Annotated in this window: 18 protein-coding genes and 1 CRISPR repeat array (1 of these 19 only partly in view); of the genes, 1 reads left to right on the plus strand and 17 read right to left on the minus strand. The window is 57.7% G+C overall.

Annotated features, from left to right (window positions below):
• A CRISPR array of direct repeats spans window positions 1-2,688; the repeat unit is 29 nt; unit sequence CGGTTCATCCCCACGCATGTGGGGAACAC (it extends 1,066 nt beyond the left edge of the window).
• A 103-nt stretch (window positions 2,689-2,791) separates the two neighbouring features.
• The 12 genes from cas2e to tnpA (sS8_RS21975) form a co-directional block, all read right to left on the minus strand.
• Window positions 2,792-3,091, minus strand: a complete 300-nt coding sequence (gene cas2e / locus sS8_RS21925) for a type I-E CRISPR-associated endoribonuclease Cas2e (protein WP_119631626.1) — start codon at window positions 3,089-3,091, stop codon at window positions 2,792-2,794.
• Window positions 3,072-3,992 (minus strand): type I-E CRISPR-associated endonuclease Cas1e, encoded by a 921-nt coding sequence (gene cas1e / locus sS8_RS21930; RefSeq protein WP_119631627.1) that lies wholly within the window; start codon window positions 3,990-3,992, stop codon window positions 3,072-3,074. The genes cas2e and cas1e overlap by 20 nt, the downstream gene beginning before the upstream one ends.
• Window positions 3,989-4,432, minus strand: a complete 444-nt coding sequence (locus sS8_RS21935) for a PIN domain-containing protein (RefSeq protein ID WP_119631628.1) — start codon at window positions 4,430-4,432, stop codon at window positions 3,989-3,991. Before sS8_RS21935 ends, cas1e begins: the two co-directional genes overlap by 4 nt.
• 50 nt (window positions 4,433-4,482) lie before the next feature.
• A complete protein-coding gene (locus tag sS8_RS30070) occupies window positions 4,483-4,536 on the minus strand; it encodes a hypothetical protein (RefSeq protein ID WP_408631181.1) in 54 nt (17 codons plus the stop codon).
• Window positions 4,537-4,540: 4 nt separating this feature from the next.
• Complete coding sequence (gene cas5e / locus sS8_RS21940; RefSeq protein ID WP_119631629.1) at window positions 4,541-5,230, minus strand: type I-E CRISPR-associated protein Cas5/CasD; 690 nt, start codon at window positions 5,228-5,230, stop codon at window positions 4,541-4,543.
• Window positions 5,220-6,278 carry a type I-E CRISPR-associated protein Cas7/Cse4/CasC gene (cas7e, locus tag sS8_RS21945; RefSeq protein ID WP_119631630.1) on the minus strand — a complete coding sequence of 353 codons (1,059 nt, stop codon included), beginning with the start codon at window positions 6,276-6,278 and terminating at the stop codon, window positions 5,220-5,222. Before cas7e ends, cas5e begins: the two co-directional genes overlap by 11 nt.
• A 27-nt stretch (window positions 6,279-6,305) precedes the next feature.
• Window positions 6,306-6,938, minus strand: a complete 633-nt coding sequence (cas6e, locus tag sS8_RS21950) for a type I-E CRISPR-associated protein Cas6/Cse3/CasE (protein ID WP_170161209.1) — start codon at window positions 6,936-6,938, stop codon at window positions 6,306-6,308.
• Window positions 6,935-7,477, minus strand: coding sequence for a type I-E CRISPR-associated protein Cse2/CasB (casB, locus tag sS8_RS21955; protein WP_119631632.1), 543 nt, complete (start codon window positions 7,475-7,477; stop codon window positions 6,935-6,937). Before casB ends, cas6e begins: the two co-directional genes overlap by 4 nt.
• 6 nt (window positions 7,478-7,483) lie before the next feature.
• Window positions 7,484-9,073: a type I-E CRISPR-associated protein Cse1/CasA gene (gene casA, locus sS8_RS21960; protein ID WP_119631633.1), complete on the minus strand. Its 1,590-nt coding sequence runs from the start codon at window positions 9,071-9,073 to the stop codon at window positions 7,484-7,486.
• Entirely contained in the window at window positions 9,057-11,669 is a 2,613-nt protein-coding gene (gene cas3, locus sS8_RS21965) for a CRISPR-associated helicase Cas3' (RefSeq protein WP_119631634.1), read from the minus strand. The genes casA and cas3 overlap by 17 nt, the downstream gene beginning before the upstream one ends.
• A 902-nt stretch (window positions 11,670-12,571) precedes the next feature.
• The gene (locus sS8_RS21970) at window positions 12,572-13,096 is read right to left on the minus strand and encodes a hypothetical protein (RefSeq protein ID WP_119631635.1); all 525 of its coding nucleotides are present in this window, start codon (window positions 13,094-13,096) and stop codon (window positions 12,572-12,574) included.
• Between the two features lie 409 nt (window positions 13,097-13,505).
• A complete protein-coding gene (gene tnpA, locus sS8_RS21975) occupies window positions 13,506-13,919 on the minus strand; it encodes an IS200/IS605 family transposase (RefSeq protein ID WP_119629915.1) in 414 nt (137 codons plus the stop codon).
• A 15-nt stretch (window positions 13,920-13,934) separates the two neighbouring features.
• Between tnpA (sS8_RS21975) and sS8_RS21980 the strand changes: the two genes are divergently transcribed.
• On the plus strand, window positions 13,935-15,161 hold the full coding sequence (locus sS8_RS21980) for an RNA-guided endonuclease InsQ/TnpB family protein (protein WP_197716604.1): 1,227 nt from the start codon (window positions 13,935-13,937) through the stop codon (window positions 15,159-15,161).
• A 119-nt stretch (window positions 15,162-15,280) separates the two neighbouring features.
• Here sS8_RS21980 and tnpA (sS8_RS21985) read toward each other — a convergent pair whose 3' ends face one another.
• The 5 genes from tnpA (sS8_RS21985) to cyoE all read right to left on the minus strand — a co-directional run bounded on the left by tnpA (sS8_RS21985) (window position 15,281) and on the right by cyoE (window position 21,710).
• Window positions 15,281-15,715 (minus strand): IS200/IS605 family transposase, encoded by a 435-nt coding sequence (tnpA, locus tag sS8_RS21985; protein WP_119631636.1) that lies wholly within the window; start codon window positions 15,713-15,715, stop codon window positions 15,281-15,283.
• Between the two features lie 149 nt (window positions 15,716-15,864).
• A complete protein-coding gene (gene lon / locus sS8_RS21990) occupies window positions 15,865-18,228 on the minus strand; it encodes an endopeptidase La (protein WP_119632953.1) in 2,364 nt (787 codons plus the stop codon).
• A gap of 8 nt (window positions 18,229-18,236) precedes the next feature.
• Window positions 18,237-18,641: an Hsp20/alpha crystallin family protein gene (locus sS8_RS21995; protein ID WP_232020390.1), complete on the minus strand. Its 405-nt coding sequence runs from the start codon at window positions 18,639-18,641 to the stop codon at window positions 18,237-18,239.
• 321 nt (window positions 18,642-18,962) lie between these two features.
• On the minus strand, window positions 18,963-20,705 hold the full coding sequence (gene recJ, locus sS8_RS22000; RefSeq protein ID WP_119631637.1) for a single-stranded-DNA-specific exonuclease RecJ: 1,743 nt from the start codon (window positions 20,703-20,705) through the stop codon (window positions 18,963-18,965).
• A gap of 90 nt (window positions 20,706-20,795) precedes the next feature.
• The gene (gene cyoE / locus sS8_RS22005) at window positions 20,796-21,710 is read right to left on the minus strand and encodes a heme o synthase (RefSeq protein ID WP_119631638.1); all 915 of its coding nucleotides are present in this window, start codon (window positions 21,708-21,710) and stop codon (window positions 20,796-20,798) included.
• Between the last annotated feature and the right edge of the window lie 63 nt (window positions 21,711-21,773).

Here is a 21,773-nt window from a genome sequence, read left to right on the forward strand (position 1 = left end):
ACGCTTACCATCCGCGTCGTAACACCAGGACGACAGGTTCATCCCCACGCACGTGGGGAACACTGCCGCTTTGAAGACGAGCACATGCCACGGTTCGGTTCATCCCCACGCACGTGGGGAACACTCCGGTGGTTGCCCGGATCTGCTCCGGGCAGGCGGTTCATCCCCACGCACGTGGGGAACACCCCTGGACCACGATGGAGGTACCTGACCATGGCGGTTCATCCCCACGCACGTGGGGAACACATGGCGATGGCTGCGCTGGTGGAGTCGATGGACGGTTCATCCCCACGCATGTGGGGAACACGAAGTCGAACATGCGCGCCTTCGCCCCGTTTCCGGTTCATCCCCACGCATGTGGGGAACACAGCATCGGGGATAGGCGGTCTAGCACGCTGAGCGGTTCATCCCCACGCATGTGGGGAACACTCCCGAGCCCAGATTATCTAGCGATCATCTGTCGGTTCATCCCCACGCATGTGGGGAACACTCGAATTCAATGAATACCTCCCCGTCGAATGTCGGTTCATCCCCACGCATGTGGGGAACACTAAGTTGATGTGAGGGATCACGGTTGTGTTTAACGGTTCATCCCCACGCATGTGGGGAACACTGAAAGAGCATAAACCTGAAAACGTGCTGGCTCGGTTCATCCCCACGCATGTGGGGAACACGCAGCCCGCAACGCTTTGTAACCGCGATGACCCGGTTCATCCCCACGCATGTGGGGAACACGTTTGGTGAAATCTATCATCCCGTTACGGGTGCGGTTCATCCCCACGCATGTGGGGAACACGGCGGCTTGGACGTCTTCGCCGTGATGCCCGTCGGTTCATCCCCACGCATGTGGGGAACACTGCGCCATTGACCGACGCATACATGTCGATTTCGGTTCATCCCCACGCATGTGGGGAACACTTTCGACCGCCGTTTTGAGAGACGAAAAAGTTCGGTTCATCCCCACGCATGTGGGGAACACCTGTAACGGCCGCCGATCTGGTACTTGCCTGGCGGTTCATCCCCACGCATGTGGGGAACACAACCGGCCGTCCTCCAGGGCGGCCAGGAGCGCCGGTTCATCCCCACGCATGTGGGGAACACTCGGCCTCCGGTTACGATCGCTAACCCCTCCGCGGTTCATCCCCACGCATGTGGGGAACACGTCCGATTCCGATCAAGCGGCGCGACTTCTCTCGGTTCATCCCCACGCATGTGGGGAACACGGCCCGGAACTGCTCCCGGTACTGCTCCCGAACGGTTCATCCCCACGCATGTGGGGAACACACGATTGGATGGACGGCGCGGCATACATGGCCCGGTTCATCCCCACGCATGTGGGGAACACTCGAATTCAATGAATACCTCCCCGTCGAATGTCGGTTCATCCCCACGCATGTGGGGAACACGGATCGCGGGCCGTGCTTTGACTCATGATGCGCGGTTCATCCCCACGCATGTGGGGAACACGTCGGCGACGAGGTGTATCTGGTCGAGGGCATCGGTTCATCCCCACGCATGTGGGGAACACCGGTCTGTTGCGTCGCGGACTGCCCGATCGTTGCGGTTCATCCCCACGCATGTGGGGAACACCGGTTGCCAGGACGTCAGGGCGCCGCGTGCCGCGGTTCATCCCCACGCATGTGGGGAACACGCACCGGAGGATGAAACAACATTGCTGGCAATCGGTTCATCCCCACGCATGTGGGGAACACGGAGGATGATTGATGAGTTCGAACGTCAAGGGCGGTTCATCCCCACGCATGTGGGGAACACGCTCTCTTTCACGCTCATGAATTTCCGACTCCCGGTTCATCCCCACGCATGTGGGGAACACGTGGGCGACCGTGATCATCATTTCTTGCCGCCCGGTTCATCCCCACGCATGTGGGGAACACCTAAGATTACGTGTGTTTTCGTTTTGCATTTGCGGTTCATCCCCACGCATGTGGGGAACACATCTAACTGGTGCGGAAAATAAAGCTTAGGCTCGGTTCATCCCCACGCATGTGGGGAACACCTCCTGTAAGTAGGGAATGGCTTCCATAATGGCGGTTCATCCCCACGCATGTGGGGAACACGGCTTAAGGGACACTTGTCGTCTAACGCTTTTCGGTTCATCCCCACGCATGTGGGGAACACTCTTTAACCCACTCCCCGAACAGGTTGTTGGACGGTTCATCCCCACGCATGTGGGGAACACGATTTTAGAACAGTCGTACTCTCCGTATCCTGCGGTTCATCCCCACGCATGTGGGGAACACGTGTGCGCCAACGGAACTATCACCAACACTAACGGTTCATCCCCACGCATGTGGGGAACACATACCAGGTGGATTTAGAAAACGCCAAACGCGCGGTTCATCCCCACGCATGTGGGGAACACGGCCGTTTAATCATGTATTCAATGTGCGGCCCCGGTTCATCCCCACGCATGTGGGGAACACGAATATCATCCGACTACGCATTAGCTCAATGGCGGTTCATCCCCACGCATGTGGGGAACACCCGATTCGCCAGCCGATTCTTGGTCCTCAATGCGGTTCATCCCCACGCATGTGGGGAACACTTTCTATACATGCCGCAGATTCGTCGTTATGACGGTTCATCCCCACGCATGTGGGGAACACTCGTACAACCGCAGTTGTCTACATGTCAACATCGGTTCATCCCCACGCATGTGGGGAACACACCATTTCTAACCCTTTGTTAAAAATAGCAAAAAACGCCGGTCAAAATTCTACCGGCCAATCGCCGCTTTGAAAACGAAAAATCCAAGTTGTTAAAGAGCATCTTACCCCTCCCCGTCGGCCGGTTCGGGCGGGTAAAACGACACCAGTTTCAGGCCGTCCAGTTCGACCGGCATGCGCCGATTCTTGCCCAGGGTTACGAAGTCGAAACCCGATTCGGTGTTGGTGGACCACGCCATCACCGCGTTGCCGTCGCCGAGGCCGGCCTCGACCTGCGCCCAGAGCATTTCGCGCACGCGCTTCGACAAATCGCCGACGTAAACGCCGGCACGAATTTCCACTAGCCACACGCCCAGGCGGCCGCGCAGCCGGGGAGGAACGTTTTCAACCACGATGACCAGCATCGCCGAGACTCTTGGGGTTGGGGATGGCGGGGCCGACGGCGTCTTCCGGTGCCTCCGGCGGTTCCAGGCCGCCGGCGGCGAGTATTTCTTCGATCGCCGGGATGATCTTCTCCAAGAGCTTGGATTTCCGGAACATGTCGCGGCAGGCCAGCCGAACCGCCCGCTCCGGGTTGGCCGGGGCCTCTGCGGCGATCTTGAAAGCGACCGGCACGACGGTGTCGAATTTGAAGAGGTCGGCGATGTCGTAGACGAATGAGAGTGGCTTTCCGGTGTGGATGAAACCCACGGCAGGCGCATAGCCCGCCGCCAGCACGGCCGCCTCGGTGATGCCGTAAAGGCAAGCGGTGGCGGCGCTGACGCAGCGGTTCGGCAGATCGCCCGAGCCCCATTCGTCGGCGTCGTAGTTGCGGTGCTTCCAGGTGACGCCGTAGCGCTTGGCGAGCAGTTCGTACATCTTTCTGACCCGCGCTCCCTCGATACCGCGAAGCTGCTGGACGCTGCGCCGTTCCGGCGGCTTTTCGTTGAAGCGGAACTCGTACATCTTGCGCACCACCTTGAGCCGGGCCTCTTCATCGAGAGCGAGTTTGGCCTGATACAAAAGACGGTCGGAGCGCGCGCCGCCAGGCTGCCCCGAAGCGTAAAGCCGAACGCCGGCTTCGCCCACCCAGACCAGCAAGGTTCCGACCCGCGCCGCCAGCGCCGCAGCGCGATGCGACACCCGCGTTCCGGGTTCCAGCATGATGCAGGCGATGGAGCCGACCGGAATGTGAGTGCGCACGCCGGTTTTGTCGATCACCACGAACGAGCCGTCGAGCACGTCGATCTCGCCGTATTCGATGAAGATAAGGGAGACGCGCTCTTTCATGGCGATGGGTTTGAGGGGAGGGAGGAGATCGGTCATCTCCAGTCCTTCAAGTGCACGGCGTGCTTATCGTCGCCCACGGTCTTGAGGTATTTCTCGTCGGCAGTGACAAAGATGCCTTCATTGACGATGGCAAGAGCATGATGGGCCGCATCGTAGAAGGTGACGCGGTGGCGGGTCGTCAATGCCGGGATTTGGCGTTGCCATTCGGGTGCTGACAGCGGTTCTCCCGGGCCCATGGTCATCAACACATTCGCGTGATTGTCCCGGTCCCGCCTGCTCCATTCCTCCGCGCTCATTTCTAAAGGCTCCAGGCTTTTGCTTCTCTCGCGAATTCGGGCAAACGCTTCCATCCGTCCCCGTCTGGCGAGAGTTTCGGCCAAAGATTCATTGATTATCTTGCTGCGCTCGCCTTGGGGAATCTCCTGCAGCTGTGCCCGAACAGAGTCATCGAGAACGATATTGATCCGATGCGGCATATTCTGCCTCCGTAATGGTGGAGAAGAGTTTCACACACCATGTATACACATTAAGTTCGCTTCACCAGCAGCAAACCGCAACCGAAGGCTTTGGCGGGGCCGATGCATTCACTTCACCGCTTCTTTAAGGGCAACCCGGCGCGGGACGAACTTCCGGATTCCATCCGGTGCTGCAAAGCACAGCGGTTGATCCGGCAACGAGTCGGTACCTTCATCGAAGTACTCTACTTCGCGTTGGTGGGTAAACGCTTCCAGCGGTTGATCCCCCAACAGAGAAAGTAAGGCATCCGGTTCGTTGGCGAAAATGCCGCCGTATATCGGTGCCGTGGGAATGCAGGCTTTCCGGCCTAGCCAAACGCCCCATACAGGATTTTCCAATGCTTGCCCAAAAGAATTAATGAGCGAGATATTGCCTGACAGTACACAGGCAAAAGAGGCATCACATAAATATTGTCTGTAAGTAAGATGAGTATCCTTGATTTTCCCGTCAGCCGTCTTCGTATTCTGCACCGTGTGGTAATCGGTAATGCGCCGAACTATCAATTCTGCGGGCTTGTCCCCGTATTTTATCCAGCGTGGAACGGCTACCGTCAGCAGTCGCAGTCCTGTGCATTGTTCAAGCAACGTTTTCTCCTCTACGGAACCACGCGGGATTCCCAAAGCGGCAAGACACATGCCTAGAATGGCGCTTTTTGTGGGAAGCAGGCCGGAGTTACGTCGGTTGTATTGGCTATTGAAACCCCAGGCTTGAAGTGGTCCTTCTAGCCGTAAGGCGAGATGAGCAATTTCAATCGACATGAGCGCACGCCTTATACAGGAATTCAGCAAGGCTCAAGTCGGGAATTGCTCCATTGAAGAGTTCGCTCTTATCCAAACCCCAAGTGCTGTTAAGGTTTTCGCGTTCGTTTTTCATCGCATCCAGCGAAGCTTCGAACAAGCCCTTTCCGCCATAAGCGCGTATAGGTTTCTCGAAGGCATTAACCAGTTGCACGGGGTGGCCGCTACTACGCACTACGCCAAGTACATAGCCCGGCAGGGTGGCAGCATTCATCGAATTTTTGCGAGCACCTGGAATTGCCTTGAGTGTGGCTTCGATGAAGCTACGCACGACTTCCTGCCTCTCCTCGCGGGACAACGCTTGCAGGTGATCCTTATCCGCAAGCATATCTATATTTAACGCGGCAAAACGATAATAGGTGGCGGAATTGAATTCCAAAGTGCCAGTCATACCCGCGCCGGATTCCTCGTTGGGCTGCCAATCGTCCACGGCAGAGAAGAAGTCGATTTCATTATCGACTTTGTGGGTAGACAAGGCATGGCTGAATAAAGCCGCGCCTTCTAACGTGAGCGAATGGTCGTTGGCGACCATTCGCCCGAAAAGTGCAATATCGGCAGCATCTTTGAGAATTTCGGATGAAGCGGCTTTCTTGATAGCTTTCTTTGCATCGCCGGTTTCGTGAAAAGCCCGCGCTAATGCTTCGAGTTCGGCCTGTGAGGTGAAGAAAAGGGTTTTTACCTTGAGTTTCCCCGTTTTTTTCTCCGTATCAACATCAAATTTTGAAAGTGCATCAGCCAGCGCTTTTGCTTTATCGAGTGCGTCTACCTCGGCAATGCCTTCAGCAATTAATGCATCGCGCAAAGGTTCTACGATAAGCCGCGTGCGCTGGCCTTGAAAGCGAGGGTTGATTTCCGTTGCTAACTCCCGAATTGCTCGCTTCCAGGATTGACTGGATACGCGCGCCCGCTGTACTCCACCGAAAATGGCAGTCTTGGGAGAATTGAGATCGTCACGATTAAGGCAGGCGACGGGAAAGGATTGCAGGATATGCAGTTCGAGATGCTTCATGATCGATTCCTTTGTTATTGCTCTTGATTAAATTCGAACGGGTTGCAGCAGCAACATGCCGAAGCCGAAGCCTTTGGCGCTACCTATGCCCTTATAAAATGCTTCTTCAAATTGTTGTTGATCGGTGACTTCGAGCACTCCGCGAAAACGCACGCCGGTATGGACGCCATGTCCGTTTCTCTTGCGGAAGACCTGATCTTGGCAGAACCCTACTTCTGGAGCTTCGAGTACATTGAAGCCGGATTCCATTGCTTTCCGTCGTAGCCACTCGGATTGCTCATCGATACGAGTGAGTGGTTTGCGACGGCCGTTCTTGGTGCGTTCGCCATTCGTATCGAACTTCAACACCTTGCGAGTGGGATTGGCTCGCAAATCGAAGCGGTATTGACGATGGCCCAGAAATTCCGGGGTAATGGATTTCACTGCCCAGCATTCTTCCGGACACCAGTCCGGTCGTTCGGGACGGTGCTCTTTAGAAAGCAGCAGTAAAGTGAAACCATCCGGCCCTGAGTCGAGCCGGGAAAGGAACGGGCGCGGTTGGCCGTCCAGTTTTGGAAATGCCTGCCAAGCCGCCCGATGCCAAGCATAGCTATCGGTAAGTTCAAGGCGTCGATAAGCAGCCAAATCGGGTTCAATCAGAGCCCTTGCCAGCCAACTCATGAGGCTTCCTCCGGTTCCGTCATCGGTGCCCAGAAACTGCGCGCCCATTCCGTCCGTACTCGCTCGGTACGATACTGCCAGTTGAGCAGGTCTTCGAACAGTCGTTGATAGTTAACCGGAATGTCTTCCGCCTTGGCCCGAAGCACGAGACGAATGATCCGATCAAAAATTTCCTCGTCTTCCGCCGCTAGCAAATGCTGAAAACGGCGGGAGATAGGGCCAACGCCTTCCGCCGTGGCAAGCTGCTTGCGCTCCTCCTCTCTCAGCAATGCCCGACACAGCGCGCCGAAATCGCCTTCGGACGTTTCTTCCGGATGGGTGGCGTACAGACCGGCGACGGTCTGCACGGTCCGGGCAAGATGCGTGTCGCCAATACCCCCGAAACGTCCGAGATATGGCCAAGCGCGATGACGTTTGCCGTCTACCAGGACGCAACGCATGTCAGCCATGAGACCCCTATCGTCCCGCCGGCTGCGTAAAAATTCGAACAACTTTTCCTGTAGCTTTTGTATCGCGGTTTTTTCGGTTGGTTTTTCCATTATTGTTTATTCCTCCATCTCCTCGGCTTCGGGTTCTTCCGGTTCGGTTTCGCGCTTGGACTGGGCGAACAGCTTGTCCCAACCTAGCGCGAAAGCTCGCATCTGACGGGGCGTTTCCTGGCCGCAGGCGAGTTTGTAGGCTTCGCGCGCTGCACCATGCACCGCTTTACGCCACACACGGCGGGTTTGTTCGACGGCTTCGGCGGTTGTGCCTATCGCTGCAACATGGTCCATCAAGCTGGGGCGCAGTTTTTCCACAGCGGTCCAATAATGGCGGGTAGCAGTGGCGTGCAGCTGACCGCGCAACTGGTTTTTATTGGGGCCAGCCATCTTGATTCTAGCCTCCCAACCGCCATCAATCTGTTCTCGATAAGTTTCCACCGCCCAGGAAAGCTTGCTTGCAACACTCTCAGCCCAACGTATTTCCGCGTCATAGGCGGTGCGGACGTTATCAGTACGCATGTTGGCGGGAACATGAAAAACAGATTCGACCGTATCAAGAATACTGGCCTTGTTGGTAAGGAGGGCCCCTACCCAGAGGTCAAATGGGACGTTATCGGGGATATTGCTCAGAGTCAGCGCACCGCCTGTTTGACCTTGTTTGCGGGAAGCAATAAGTGCGGATAACTCGCGCCAGATAGCCTTGGCACCAGCACCAAGCAACTGCCTTTCCTCGTTGTTCCGGCTGATAACTATCGTTGCAGCAGCTTCTGCCGGAAATTCAGGAAAAGCGGGATAAACGAGGCCATTTCCTAACAGTATTCCATCGCTATTGGCTTGCAATCGGAGCAGCCGAGAAAGAGGAACCAAACGGCCAAGATAGGTTCGTGTGGCATTCTCCACCGCTGGTTTATCGTCGAGATTGGCAGGAACGTATTCCCAGATCGGTTTACCCCAACTCCCGTGGCTTACATGATTGAAATGTTGGGCCACAGTCTCCTTGGTCAGCAGGTTGACACAGATAGTGTCGTACAACGTTTTGCGGCGAAGATAGGCGTGGAGCATCGAAGAGGGAGTACATGGCGCATGGGCGCTAGATTTGCTGGTTTCTTTACCATCCCATCGCACTTTGGCTATCAAACCACCAGGAGAGAATTGTTGTGAGGTCAGTAACATCAACGCCAAAACTGCCGGGGGAAAAGTTCGAGCAGCCGTAGGAAAACCTCCGTGATCAAACAAAGTAGTGTTATTTCCCGTGGCTAGAGCGAAATCCAATTTACTTGCCGAAGTAAGAGCTCCCAAATCGCTGTCTTGATCAGCTTTTGCGTTTTTTGCTGGCTTCTCGATACAGGCGATCTGCAAAAATGGTTTTTGTGAGTGAAACAAATCGAACGAATCCCGCCATTTTTCCAAATAGTGTTCCGCGGCTCCGGGTAGATCTTTCGGCGCTTCGTCCCAACTATCGATGTCCTCCGGTCCATCCAATGCCGCTTGAGCAACGCAGATCAATAGCCGCATCAGGGCAATGCGTTCGTGCGAACGCACTGACAAATCGGAAAATTGCTGACCTTCCGTGAAAACTTCCAAAAGGCTGGCGAGTCGGCGCTCGCCGCCGGGTGTTACCACCGGAATCCAAGGTTCAGTCACAAGATTCATGATCGATTTTCCCCTCCTTTCCGCGCCGAATTTCCACGCCGCGGTCAATATGCCAATAAAGTGAGATGTCTTCTTTCAAGCCCCGAATCTTTATCGTGCCGTTAGGTTGCACCCAGGCGATGGCCTGTTCGCCCTTGACGTAACGGCGCGTGGCTTCTTCACGCAGAAAAACAGTGAATGCGGACTTGGGGACTTTCACCAGATTTCGGTGAAGAGCGCGTGCGGTATCGAGGCGGAAAATATCGTCCGCCAGATTAGCGACTTCGCCATTGAGCAGGGTAAGCTGTTGACCTTGAAGTGAAACCGCCAGGATCAACAGGAAGGTTTTTACCTCGCTCACACGTGTTTGTACGCCTTCCTGATCGTCCAGCATAGGATTCCAAATGTTGGCCGCCATCTGGGCGACTTGTTTTTTGGCGAATTCATCGCCCTGGATTTCTTCCTTCCAGGCTTGCCAACCTTCCGGTTCATTCTCGCGTTCGACATAGGTTGCCTTTAACAAAGCACGGATATCCATTGGAATCCGGATAATCGACCGCGATGGCGATGACCATTCCTCCAACGAGCGTAGCAGCACATAAGGGGAATACACCCAAGCTTTTGCGCCGAATGTTTTTCGAATTTCTTTCTTGCCCAAGACACGCAGTTCGGCCAGAGGTTTAGCCTCCCGCAAAATCCAGCACTCCGGGCGTTCGGTCGGACGTGGGCCACGTGGATGCCGCCATAAGCGGCCGATACGTTGAAGCAGCATGTCGGTAGGGGCGAGTTCCGTAACCAACAAGTCCGCATCTAAATCGACGCTTTGCTCTACTACCTGGGTCGATACGAGAATGCATCCCGATGGCCGCAGCCCCTTGGCTTCGCCATCCTTACCCAAGGCATCCATCCAGTACTCTTCCAGCTCTTCCCGTCGGAAATGCGGAAAGCGGGAATGCAGCAATCCCAAAGCCGGGGCATCGGCATCTTGTTGAGCCAAAATCTCGAACTCGGCATAGATCATTTGAGCGCTGGCAACCGTGTCGCAAATCCACAGCACGCACGCGCCCTGGCTCGCCTTATCCCACACAGCGCGCCGGGCATCTTTGGATTCCATGAAGTCGATATGGACGGAACTGTCTTTCGGCGGCTCTACCGGGCGTGGCTTAATGAATGCTCCGCCGGACTGTCGTCCGGAAATTAATGGGTAAGCCGTAGCTTCTTCGGATGACTCGGACCCGTCCAACAGTGCCGCACGGCGTTCCGGAGTTAGCGTGGCGGATAAGAGAATAACGGTGCAGCCCAAATCTTCCAAGGTCTTGCATAGCACTCGGATCAATGTGCCGGTATAGAAATCATAGGAATGAATCTCGTCCAAAATGACGACTTTGCCCGCCAAACCGAAGCGCCGAACAAAGAAATGTTTGGCAGCAACTACCGAGAGTAAGGCTTGATCCACTGTGCCCACGCCAAATGGTGCGAGGATCGCACGCTTGGCGGAGGCGAACCAATCACGGGCGGCTCGGGCGTCTTCTGTTGGCTTTCCGGATGCGGTCGCCGAAGGTTCTGGTTGGTTGACTCCATCCATCAACCAGGAATTGGCATGAATCAGGCGAGTCGTTGGGTTTTTTTGGCAAATGACACCGATGAATTCGTTGACCCGAAGATGAATGCGGTTGCTGGTGGCTTGGGTCGGGAGCGCGAAGTAAATTCCGTTTGCCTTGCCTTCGGTCAGCAAACGATAGGCGCAGGCTAAGGCAGCCTCAGTCTTGCCCATGCCCATAGGGGCTTCGATGACATAGACGCCGGGTTCGGTGATGGCTTCCAGAGCCTTGCTTTGCAAGTCATTCGGCGGAAAACAGAATAGTTGGTCGAAGCTGAAGCCAGCCTTCGTTGTGGGACGGGCAAAGCCGATTCTTTCCACGGCCTTCCGTGCCCGTTCCCGGCTTTCTGCGGGTGAGAAGTTCTGGTCCGCCTCCGGCGGGAAATTGGTTTCATCCGAACCGATCCAGTCGGCGACCGAGATTAAGCCGGCCAGCCACCAGAGATGCGGAGAATCCGGGCCGATTTCGGTATCCGGCAATTCTCCAAGCGCTTCTATTAGCTGATGCGCTACTTGCCTACGCTTCTTTTCCCACTCAGCATCGGTTGAAGCATTATTGTCGTTCGACATACCGGCTGTCGCCTGCAAACCACGATCAGTGGGACGATGTAAGCGGCCATGATGAGCGCCCACGGATACCGCCCAATAAATTGCGCTTTTTCGTTTTATGCCGGTTTCGAACAGCAGGTTTTGCACGGTGAACTGGCTTACCTTCGAGTGGTCCTTTTCCAGGTTTTGCCAACCCTGAGCGGTGCTGATTTGGGTCAAGCCATTCCGTTCAAGCCAAGCTGGACACTTGCACTGAAAGCCTTGGGAAATCTTGCCGATGTCATGCAGCGCGGCCATGATGGCGGCCACTTGGCGATTGAGCTTGAAATCTGCGAGAAAAGATGGCCTATGAGAAGCAATGAAGTGGGCTACATGGCCAACATTGAGTGCGTGGTGAAACACGCCGATGCCTGGGCCCTTATCTTCCGTGGTTTTTGCCCAAAACTCGATTTGGTCAAGATTAAGCATGGATTTCCCCCGGCAAATTCACACAATGCCAACCTGGGCAATGCTCCTGTTTCGGCGGCAGAGCCGGGCGCTCTTCCCCCAATATTTCCAATACCCTTTTTCCATGTCTTATCCCCCACTAACCGAAAACAGCGAAATCGCTTCTTATGGTTCTCTTAGATCGGTGAATCCTGTGTGCTGATGTAGTCGAATCGATCCTCGAGGTCGTCGGCGGCATCAGCGGTCAAAAGAACGCGGTAAGCCATCACCCCCGTTCCTTGTTACGCAGCTGGTCTTGATTTAGTTCCTTATCAATCCGAGGCGGATTGGCGTATGAGGCTTGCACTGCCGCCACATCGATGCAGTGATAGGACAGACGGCAACAATTCACCCGATCGGCGGAGTCGGATCGAACTCTTGCCCAATACTTCCAAGAAACATGATCAGCGGCCATCTCTTATCTCCCATGCGATGTAAACCTTATAGCATAGGCAGTAGCTCACCAGGTGAGCCTGTAAGGATGACTATATGCCGGAAAGGGCCGAAATTCTTGTAACTGAATCTTTACATCATGTATCGGACGAGATTCCGGGAGGGGGGATTGGGAGGCGAGTGTCTGATGTTGTTTGTCAAGGATATTGATTTTATTGATATTTTCTGATTTATGAGTAACGGTAAGCCCAGAGGGAAGAGGGTGTCTACACAAATCGTCATCTCGGCATCGCGAACGATGCGGCTCGTGCCGGACAATCCCTGCCCGGCACCCTTCGGGCGGACTACTGTGCACCAGTTCGCCGGGAGCGAACCGGAACGTGCGAAGCACGGCCCGAAGGGCGAGTCTCAGGGATGAGACGAGTAAATCGGCTATCCTGTCGATTTGTCACTGCGTTCAGCACATCCTACGAGCTGGGATAGGCGCTAAGCTATCTGCCGCGCCTTCCGATGGCCATCGATGGAAACCGCTCGGGGCGGATGCTCGTCCTCGTTGCACGGGCTAAGGTAGCCAAATCGTTGGGCGTGACGACCGGCCTCCTATCGGGGGTCGAGCCGTAGTAGCGCCGACTCCCGGGCAGTATTCGCGAAAGTCCTCCGGCGATCAGCAAGGTGACAACGCACGCACAGCAGCTTCTGTAAGTCAGGTTGTAGGTTCCAATCCTCTGCCATGCCGCCCACGCGTCGAGTATCGCATCCTCGTCGAACGCGCCGGCAAACGTGTAATCCTGCGGCAGCCGGTTGCCTTCGCTGGCGCAGTCGACGCGAAACACTTCCGCGCCGCCGGGAACGGTGGATTCCCCGATGAGTATCTGATACGCGGCCTCCGAGGTAGCGACCGACCCGCTTCTGGGCCACCAGCTGATGTAAGTCGAGCCGCACGTCATCGCGCCGTGACCGACGTTCCCGCCGCTGCCGATGACGCCCGTGCCGGGCCAGACATGGACTGTAACCAAGGTTTTTCTCCTTTCGAGTAGAGGGACGTTGAACCGTTACCATGCGTCAAGAAAGTAAAGCCCTATTCGAGTCGCCCTCCCCCCAACCCTCTCCCAGAGGGAGAGGGAGCCGTTGCCGCTCTACTTTCTTGGCTATTGGTAATTGTAAGCAAGGAGCCCGGATTCTGCTTCGAGGCCGTGAAAGAATTCCCCCTCTTGATAGCATGGCGGCCCGCCCGGACGACTGCGTGGGGCCGGACAATCCGGTGCGTGCGGTCGACGCTTAGTGGACAGGTGGGTTCCAAAGCCCATCGACAGATGGATAGGGGGCTCTTGTGGCTTTACTTTCTTGACCCGGTGCGTGACAAGCGCCGCCGTTCAGGGCGGGGAAGGATAGCGCGGACGGCGCAGCCGTCCTTGTCTTTGGGTTTCAGTGTGGGGTTTGCTGCTGCTCGATGTACTGGCGCACGATGGAAATCGGCGCGCCGCCGCAGCTTGAAGCGAAATAGGACGGCGACCACAGCACGCCTTTCCAGTAGCGCTTCTGGATGTCGGGCCGTTCCTTCCGCAGCAGGCGACTGGAGACGCCTTTGAGGCTGTTCACGAGATTGGAGACAGCCACCTTGGGCGGGTATTCCACAAGCAGGTGAACGTGATCGTCCTCGCCGTCCATCTCGATCAGTTGCGCCTCGAAGTCGGCGCAGACCTTGGCGAAGATCGTGCGCAGCCGGTTGATGGCGTCGCCATCGAATACCCTGCGGCGATATTTCGCCACAAAGACCAAGTGGACGTGCATTTTGAAAACGCAGTGCCGTCCATGCCTTATATCGTTGTCATTGTTCATAGACCAAACTATACTATGCGCATGCAACGCCTCAAAGCCTTCACATTCGAACTACGCCCGACCGGCGAGCAGCAGCGCCAGATGCGCCGCTTCGCTGGCTCGTGCCGGTTCGTCTACAACAAGGCGCTGGCGTTGCAGAAAGAGCGCTACGAGCGCGGAGAGAAGAAGCTGGGCTACGCCGGGCTATGCAAGCTGCTCACCGAGTGGCGCAACAGCGATGAAACGGCGTGGTTGGCGGATGCGCCAGTGCATCCGCTGCAACAGACTCTCAAGGATTTGGAGCGGGCCTACAGCAACTTCTTCGCCAAGCGGGCCGACTTTCCACGTTTCAAGAAGAAAGGCCAGCGCGACAGCTTCCGCTACCCCGACCCGAAACAGATCAAGCTCGATCAGGGCAACAGTCGCATCTTCCTGCCCAAGCTCGGCCGGCTGCGCTATCGCAATAGCCGGGATGTGCTGGGTACGGTGAAGAACGTCACCGTCAGCCTGTCGGGCGGTAAGTGGTTCGTGTCGATCCAGACCGAGCGCGAGGTCGAGCAGCCCATCCCGCAGGGTGGCGCGGTCGGCATCGACATGGGGCTGGCCCGGTTCGCTACGCTCTCGGATGGCACGTTCTACGCGCCGCCCAACAGCTTCAAGCGGCATGAGACACGCTTGCGCAAGGCACAGCAAGCACTATCCCGCAAAGTGAAGTTCAGCAACAACTGGAAGAAGGCGAAAGCCCGCGTCCAGCGCATTCATTCCCGCATCGGCAACGCCCGCCGCGACTTCCTGCACAAGACCTCGACCGCGATCAGCCAAAACCACGCGATGGTGTGTATCGAGGATTTGCAGGTACGGAACATGTCCAGGTCAGCGGCAGGTACTACCGAACAACCGGGACGAAACGTTCGGGCCAAGTCTGGCCTGAACAAGTCCATCCTCGATCAAGGCTGGTTCGAGTTCCGCCGCCAACTGGATTACAAGCTGGCGTGGCAAGGCGGCTGGCTGGTTGCAGTGCCGCCACAGAACACGAGCCGTACCTGTCCGTGCTGCGGCCATGTGTCTGCCGACAACCGGCAGACGCAAGCCCGATTTGCGTGTGTGGAATGTGGCTTCGAGGAAAACGCCGATGTGGTCGGCGCGATCAATGTGCTAAGGGCGGGACACGCCCGGTTCGCCTGTGAAGTGAGCGATGCAGTAGGGTCGCCAGCAGCAGGAACCCACCGAAGCGACTCAGGGGCGGCTCAATGCCGCCCCTGAGCGCCGTAGGAATCTCCGGCCTTCAGGCCGGGGAGGATGTCAACTTAATCAGCTACCACCCGCAGAGCGGGTGGTTTGATGAAGGCCCCCTGAGGGGGCCGAAAAACGGATGAAAGGGCCTAAAGACCCTGGATGTACAGTTGCTCGATGCGCCTCTCCTCAGCTTCCTGATGACGGATATAGGCTCGAATCACTTGCTCATCCAATCCCACAGTGCTGACGCAATACCCCTTGGCCCAGAAATGTAGCCCCGTGAAGTTTCGCTTCTGTCCCAAGAATTCCCGATGGATACGGACCGCGGATTTCCCTTTCAGAAAGCCCACCGTATAGGCCACGCTGAACTTCGGCGGAATACTCAAGCACGGATGAATGTGATCCGGCATCGCGTGCCCTTCCACCAACTCGATGCCCACTTGGCGGCACAACTCGCGGAAAATCCCCCCGACCCGTCGCCGCAACGTTCCATAGATTGCCCGGCGCCGGTATTTGGGCACAAACACAACATGGTACTTGCAGTACCATTTGACGTGAGATTGGCTCTGCCATTCTCGGATGATGACCTCCTTCCAATTGCAGTTGTAGGAGGGAGGTCATCGACCATCCAAGGGCGCTCGCCGGAACGGAAGAGCCTTGCGGAGTCCACCGCCAGAGGCGGTGGCTTACCTAATCGAGTTACTTGGGCGATCACATAAGATCGGCATGCTCAGCCATGCAACCCGCCCAGCGCTTCCTTAAGCGCGTCCTCCACCTGTTCCAGCCAGATGAATTGCAGTTTTTCCTTGGCCTCGGCGGGTATTTCCTCCAGTTCCTTTTGATTGCGCGCCGGCAGCAGTACGCGGGTAATGCCGGCGGCGAGGGCGGCGAGCACTTTTTCCTTGATGCCGCCCACCGGCAGTACCAGGCCGCGCAGGCTGATTTCGCCGGTCATGGCGGTGTCGTTGCGCACCGCCTTTTGGGTGAGCAGGGAGACCAGGGCGACGAAGATGGCGACGCCGGCGCTGGGGCCGTCTTTGGGCGTGGCTCCGGCGGGGACGTGGATGTGGATGTCGCTTTTCTCGAATACCTCGGGTTGGATGCCGAGCTCGGCGCAGCGGGCCTTGGCGAGACTCAGGGCGGCTTGGGCGCTTTCCTTCATGACGTCGCCCAGTTGCCCGGTCAGCGTCAGTTTGCCGGTGCCGGGGGCGCGGCTGGCTTCGATGAAAAGAATATCGCCGCCCACCGGGGTCCAGGCGAGGCCGGTAGCGACGCCGGGTACGCTGGTGCGCATCGCGACTTCGCTTTCGAAACGCCGCGGGCCGAGAATGCCCGGGAGGAGGTCGGGCGTTACCGTCAGGCGCTCGATTTCGCCTTCGGCGATGCGGACGGCGGTATGGCGGAACACCGCGCCGATTTCCCGTTCCAGGTTTCTTACGCCGGCTTCGCGAGTGTAGTCGCGGATGATGGCGGTGAGCGCCTCGTCGGTGATCTCGCATTGGTCGGGGTCCAGGCCGCAGGCTTCGGCCTGCTTGGAAACGAGATAGCGCCGGGCGATCTGAAGTTTTTCTTCGGTCGTGTAGCCGGGCAGGTGGATCACTTCCATGCGGTCACGCAAGGGACCGGGAACGGTGTCGAGCATGTTCGCCGTGCTGATGAACATGACCCGGCTGAGGTCGAATGGAACCGCGAGATAGTTGTCGCGGAAGGTGCTGTTCTGCTCGGGGTCGAGCACTTCCAGCAGCGCCGCGGACGGGTCGCCGTGAAAGCTGGCGCCGAGCTTGTCGATTTCGTCCAGCATCATGACGCAGTTGCGTGCGCCGGCCTTGCGTATCGCCTGGATGATGTTGCCGGGCAGGGCGCCGATGTAGGTGCGCCTGTGGCCGCGGATTTCGGCTTCGTCGTGAACGCCGCCCAGGCTGACCCGCACGAATTTGCGGCCGGTGGCGCGGGCGATGCTTTGGCCCAGGGAGGTCTTGCCGACGCCTGGCGGCCCCACGAAGCAGAGGATGGGGCTTTTTCCGGCCGGATTCAGCTTGCGTACCGCGAGATATTCGAGAATTCGCTTCTTAATCTTTTCGAGGCCGTAGTGATCTTCATCCAGTACCCGCCGCGCCTCGGCGACGTCCAGGCGATCCTCGGTCTCGACCGACCAGGGCAGTTCGACCAGCCATTCCAGATACCCGCGCACCATGGAATGCTCGGCGCTCGCTTCGGGCATCCGTTCCAGCCGTTTCAGCTCCTTCATCGCCTGGCTTTCGGCTTCTTCGGGCATTTTCGCCTTGGCGATGGCTTCGTACAGCTCGCCGATTTCTTCGGTGCGTTCGTCGGTTTCACCCAGTTGTTTTTGAATTGTCTTGAGCTGTTCCCGCAGCAGGAATTCGCGCTGCCGCTCGTCCATGGTCTGCCTGGTCTGATCGCTGATTTCCTTGGAAATGCGCAGGACTTGAATGCGATGGCGGATAAGGTTCGAGATTTTGTCGAGCCGCGCCTGGGGGGCGAATGTTTCGAGGATCTCCTGCTTTTCGGCGATCGCCAAATCCATGAACGAAGCCACCAGATCGGCCAGCATGGGGGCGGATGAAACCTGCTGGACCGCGTTCAGGAGTTCCGGCGGAGCCTGCGGGAGCAGGGTCAGGGTTTCGCTCACCTGATCTTTCAGTTGCAGCAGGCGGGCTTCAATCTCCGGGGTTTGAGTCTCTTGTTCCTTGATCGGTTCGATACGGGCCGCAAGGAAGGGATACCCCTTTAGAAATTCGAGGATGCGGAAGCGTTGTTCACCCTGGCAGACGATGTTGTGCGAGCCTTCCGGTCCGGTCACGTAGCGCAGGATGGCGGCGCGGGTGCCGACCGTGTACAACTCGTCCGGTTCGGGTACGTCCACTTTGACGTCCCGCTGCAGCAGGATTCCGACCGACGTGTCGAGGCGCAGCGCGTACTGGGCGGCGGCGATGGAGGGTTCCCGCCCGACGCTGATCGGCACGATGACTCCCGGAAAAAGTACGATATTCCGCACCGGGATGATCGCGATGGCATCCGGAGGCAGGGTCGTGGCGGACTCGGAGTGTTTGTCTGATCGTTGTTCGGTTTTCATGGCGGCATTCAATCCGACTTAAAAAGAGAAATGGTCAGACAGCCGTTTGCGTAAATCGGCTCCCCGGGACGCAGGCGCCAGGGCGGTAGTTTGATGCGCCGCTCGAAGCGGCCGTAAGGAATTTCCAGACGATGGATGACGGTGGTGTCGGAAGTGATGTTCAGGGTTCGTCTGCCGGATATGACCAGCATGTCCTCGGCGATGGCGACGTCGATGGTGTCCGGCGGTACGCCCGGCAGAACGGCGGTGATGTTGATCGCATCGCTGGTTTCGATGACGTCGACCGGGGGTTCCCAGGCCGGCCGCGAGGCGACCAGACGATGCACTTGGAAGAAGCGCCGGTGAAGACGCTCCGCCTGTTCCAACAGTTCGCAGGCTTGCGCCCACATCCAGGTTGTCGGACCTTGCGACATGGCATTAATCTCGCATTAGCGCGCTTGAAGCCGTACATGGCGAAAGCCGACGCGACGCTACGGAATCGGTTGCGGATATCCATATCCGAATGCTGAACTCCCTAAAGAAACTCCCGTATCGGTAAAACCATCGGGAGATGGGATCTTGGTCTCGCCGCCTTCCCAACGCAAACGGTTATCCACGGAAGCTCTGATTAAGTCTCCAATTCGGAGAAGCGACCTGTGCAACCGATCGATCCAACAGGTCCTTATCCAACCGTCTCCCGGAGGGAGAGGGCTTATTCAGAGCTTCCCTGATCGGATCCATCCCAACCGGCTGCTTCAGTCGCGACCTTCCATGTACTCCATACGTAATTGGACGTTTCTGGCGTCGCGAAATTCATTGATGTCGAGCCGGTAGACGGCGCGGAGGTGTCGGCAGGCCAGCCAGTCGGAGGGTTCGTCGACGAAAAAGGCGATACCGTCGATGAATTTTTCGGAGTTGGGGATTTTGAGGACTAATTTGAGATGGCGGTCGCCGACGATGCGGCTTTGCGTCACCTCGAATTCGCCGTCGAACAGGGGTTCGGGAAAGCCTTGGCCCCACGGTCCCGCCTGGCGCAGCAACTCGGCGATGTCCAGATCCAGTTCGTGGGCTTCGAGGGGGCCGTCGCTGTGTATGGCATGGTCGAGGTCCAGGTCGGCCACATGAAGGGCCACTTCTTCCTCGAACAGCTCGGTAAAATGCGGCAAATCGTCCCGGTGAAGGCTCAGGCCGGCGGCCATGGCGTGTCCGCCGAACTTTCGCAGCAGGTTCGGATAGCGCGTGGCGATGTCGCTCAGGACGTCGCGGATATGCACGCCCGGAATGGAGCGCGCCGAGCCTTTGATTTCATCGCCGTCGGTGCGGGCGAAAGCGATGACCGGCCGATTCAGGCGGTCCTTGATGCGGGAGGCGAGTATGCCGACCACGCCCTGATGCCAGGAGTCGTCGAACAAACAGAGTGCCGCCTTCGTCGCCAAGGAAGCATCGAGGTCTTCGAGATGGGCGAGGGCGTCGAGTTTCATCTGCTCCTCGATTTCGCGCCGATCCCGGTTCAGCTGGTCGAGCCGGACCGCCATGGCGCGGGCGGCGTCGGCATCGTCGGTCAGCAGGCACTCGATGCCCAAGGTCATGTCTTCGAGCCGTCCGGCGGCGTTGAGCCGGGGCGCCACGGCGAAGCCGAGGTCGGCTGCCGTGATGATGCGTGAATTGCGCCCGGAAACTTCCAGCAAGGCCAGCAATCCGGCGTGGGCTTGTCCGGAGCGGATCCGCTGAAGTCCCTGATGAACCAGGATGCGGTTGACGTGATCCAGCGTCACCACATCGGCGACCGTGCCCAAAGCCACCAAGTCCAGGAGTTGCGCGAGATTCGGCTCTTGCAGCCCGTTTTGGGAGAAATGGCCCGAATTTCGCAAGCGGATCCGCACGGCCGAAAGCACGTAAAACATCACGCCGACGCCGGCCAGATATTTGCTCGGAAACCGATCTCCGGCCAGGTTCGGATTGACGATGGCGTCCGCGCCGGGAAGCTCCGATCCCGGCAGGTGATGGTCGGTGATGAAGACCAGCATGCCGCGGGCTTTCGCCGCCGCCGTGCCTTCCAGGCTGGAGATGCCGTTGTCGACGGTCAGCAGTATGTCGGGGGCGCTTTGGGCGGCCAGGTCGACGATCTCCGGAGTCAGTCCGTAACCGTATTCGAAGCGGTTGGGGACGAGATAGGAGACCCGTTCGGCGCCGAGCAGCCTGAGGCCCCGGACCGCCACGGCGCAGCCGGTGGCGCCGTCGGTGTCGTAATCGGCGATGACCAGAATGCTCTTATTTTGCCGAATGGCTTCCGCCAACTGATCGGCCATACCTTCCATGCCGCTCAACAGCCATGGCGAGGGTAGTTTCGCCAGGGAGCGGTCCAGTTCGTCGGCGACGGTCAGACGGCGCGCGGTGTAAATGCGTTGCAGCAGCGGCGGGAGATGGGAAAACTCGGGAGCGGCGAGCCGATCGGAGGCGCGGGGGATAATTTTCTTTTTGACCGGATAATAAGGCATTGGGCGGCGAATGGGTCTGTGGAGAGACGTCGTAGCTCGGACATTCCTTTCCGACACGCCGTCGGCAAAGGTTGGCCGATCTACTCGACCCTACCGAGTCAAGCCCGCGATGAGCGGAACGTAATGATCGATCAACAAAGCTGAAAAAATCCCGACCAGGTAAACCAGCGAGTAGCCGAAAGTCCTCATGGCCACCTTGTTGTCCGCCTCTTTCTTGAGACGGACCGCGTAATACAGAAATCCGACGCCGAGCCCCACGGCCGCTCCAAGATATAGAAAACCGCTCATGCCCGTGAGATAGGGGAAGAGGCTGACGATGAGCAGCAGTATGGTGTAAAGGAGAATGTGCAGTTGCGTCACTTCCACGCCGTGAGTGACGGGCAGCATGGGAATGTTTACCTTGGCGTAATCGTCCCGCTTGGCGATCGCGTAAGCCCAGAAGTGGGGCGGGGTCCAGGTGAAGATTAGAAGAAACAGCAGCAGGGCGTAAGGATGCACCTCGCCGGTCACCGCGCACCAGCCGAGTACCGGTGGAGCGGCGCCGGCGGCTCCGCCGATCACGATGTTCTGCGGCGTCGCGCGTTTCAGATAGACGGTATAAATGAAGGCGTAGCCGATTAGCGAAAGGAAGGTCAGAAATGCCGTGAGCACGTTGACGAACAGGATCAGGATCGCCATCGAAAGCACGCCCAGGACGGCGGCGAACACGACCACCTGGCTCGGCTGAACGTGGCCGGAAGGCAGGGGCCGGTTTTGCGTGCGCGCCATTTCGGCGTCGGCGCGGCGGTCCAGGTAATGGTTGAGAGCGGCGGCGGAAGCGGCGGCCAGGCCTATTCCCAGGCTTGCCCAGATTGAAACGGCCAAGGGAGGCATTCCCGGAACGGCCAAAAACATGCCGATCACGGCGGTGAACACGATGTGGCCGACTACCTTGAGCTTGCACAGGGCGAGATAGGTTCTCCAGGAAACGGCATTCGTGGATTCGATATCAGTCGTCGAGTTCATCGTTTCGCTACGGTCTTCGTTTACAATACCGGCTGGTTCGGCAACCTGCCGTCAATCCCCATC

Source organism: Methylocaldum marinum, from assembly GCF_003584645.1.
In the GTDB taxonomy this organism is placed as follows: domain Bacteria; phylum Pseudomonadota; class Gammaproteobacteria; order Methylococcales; family Methylococcaceae; genus Methylocaldum; species Methylocaldum marinum.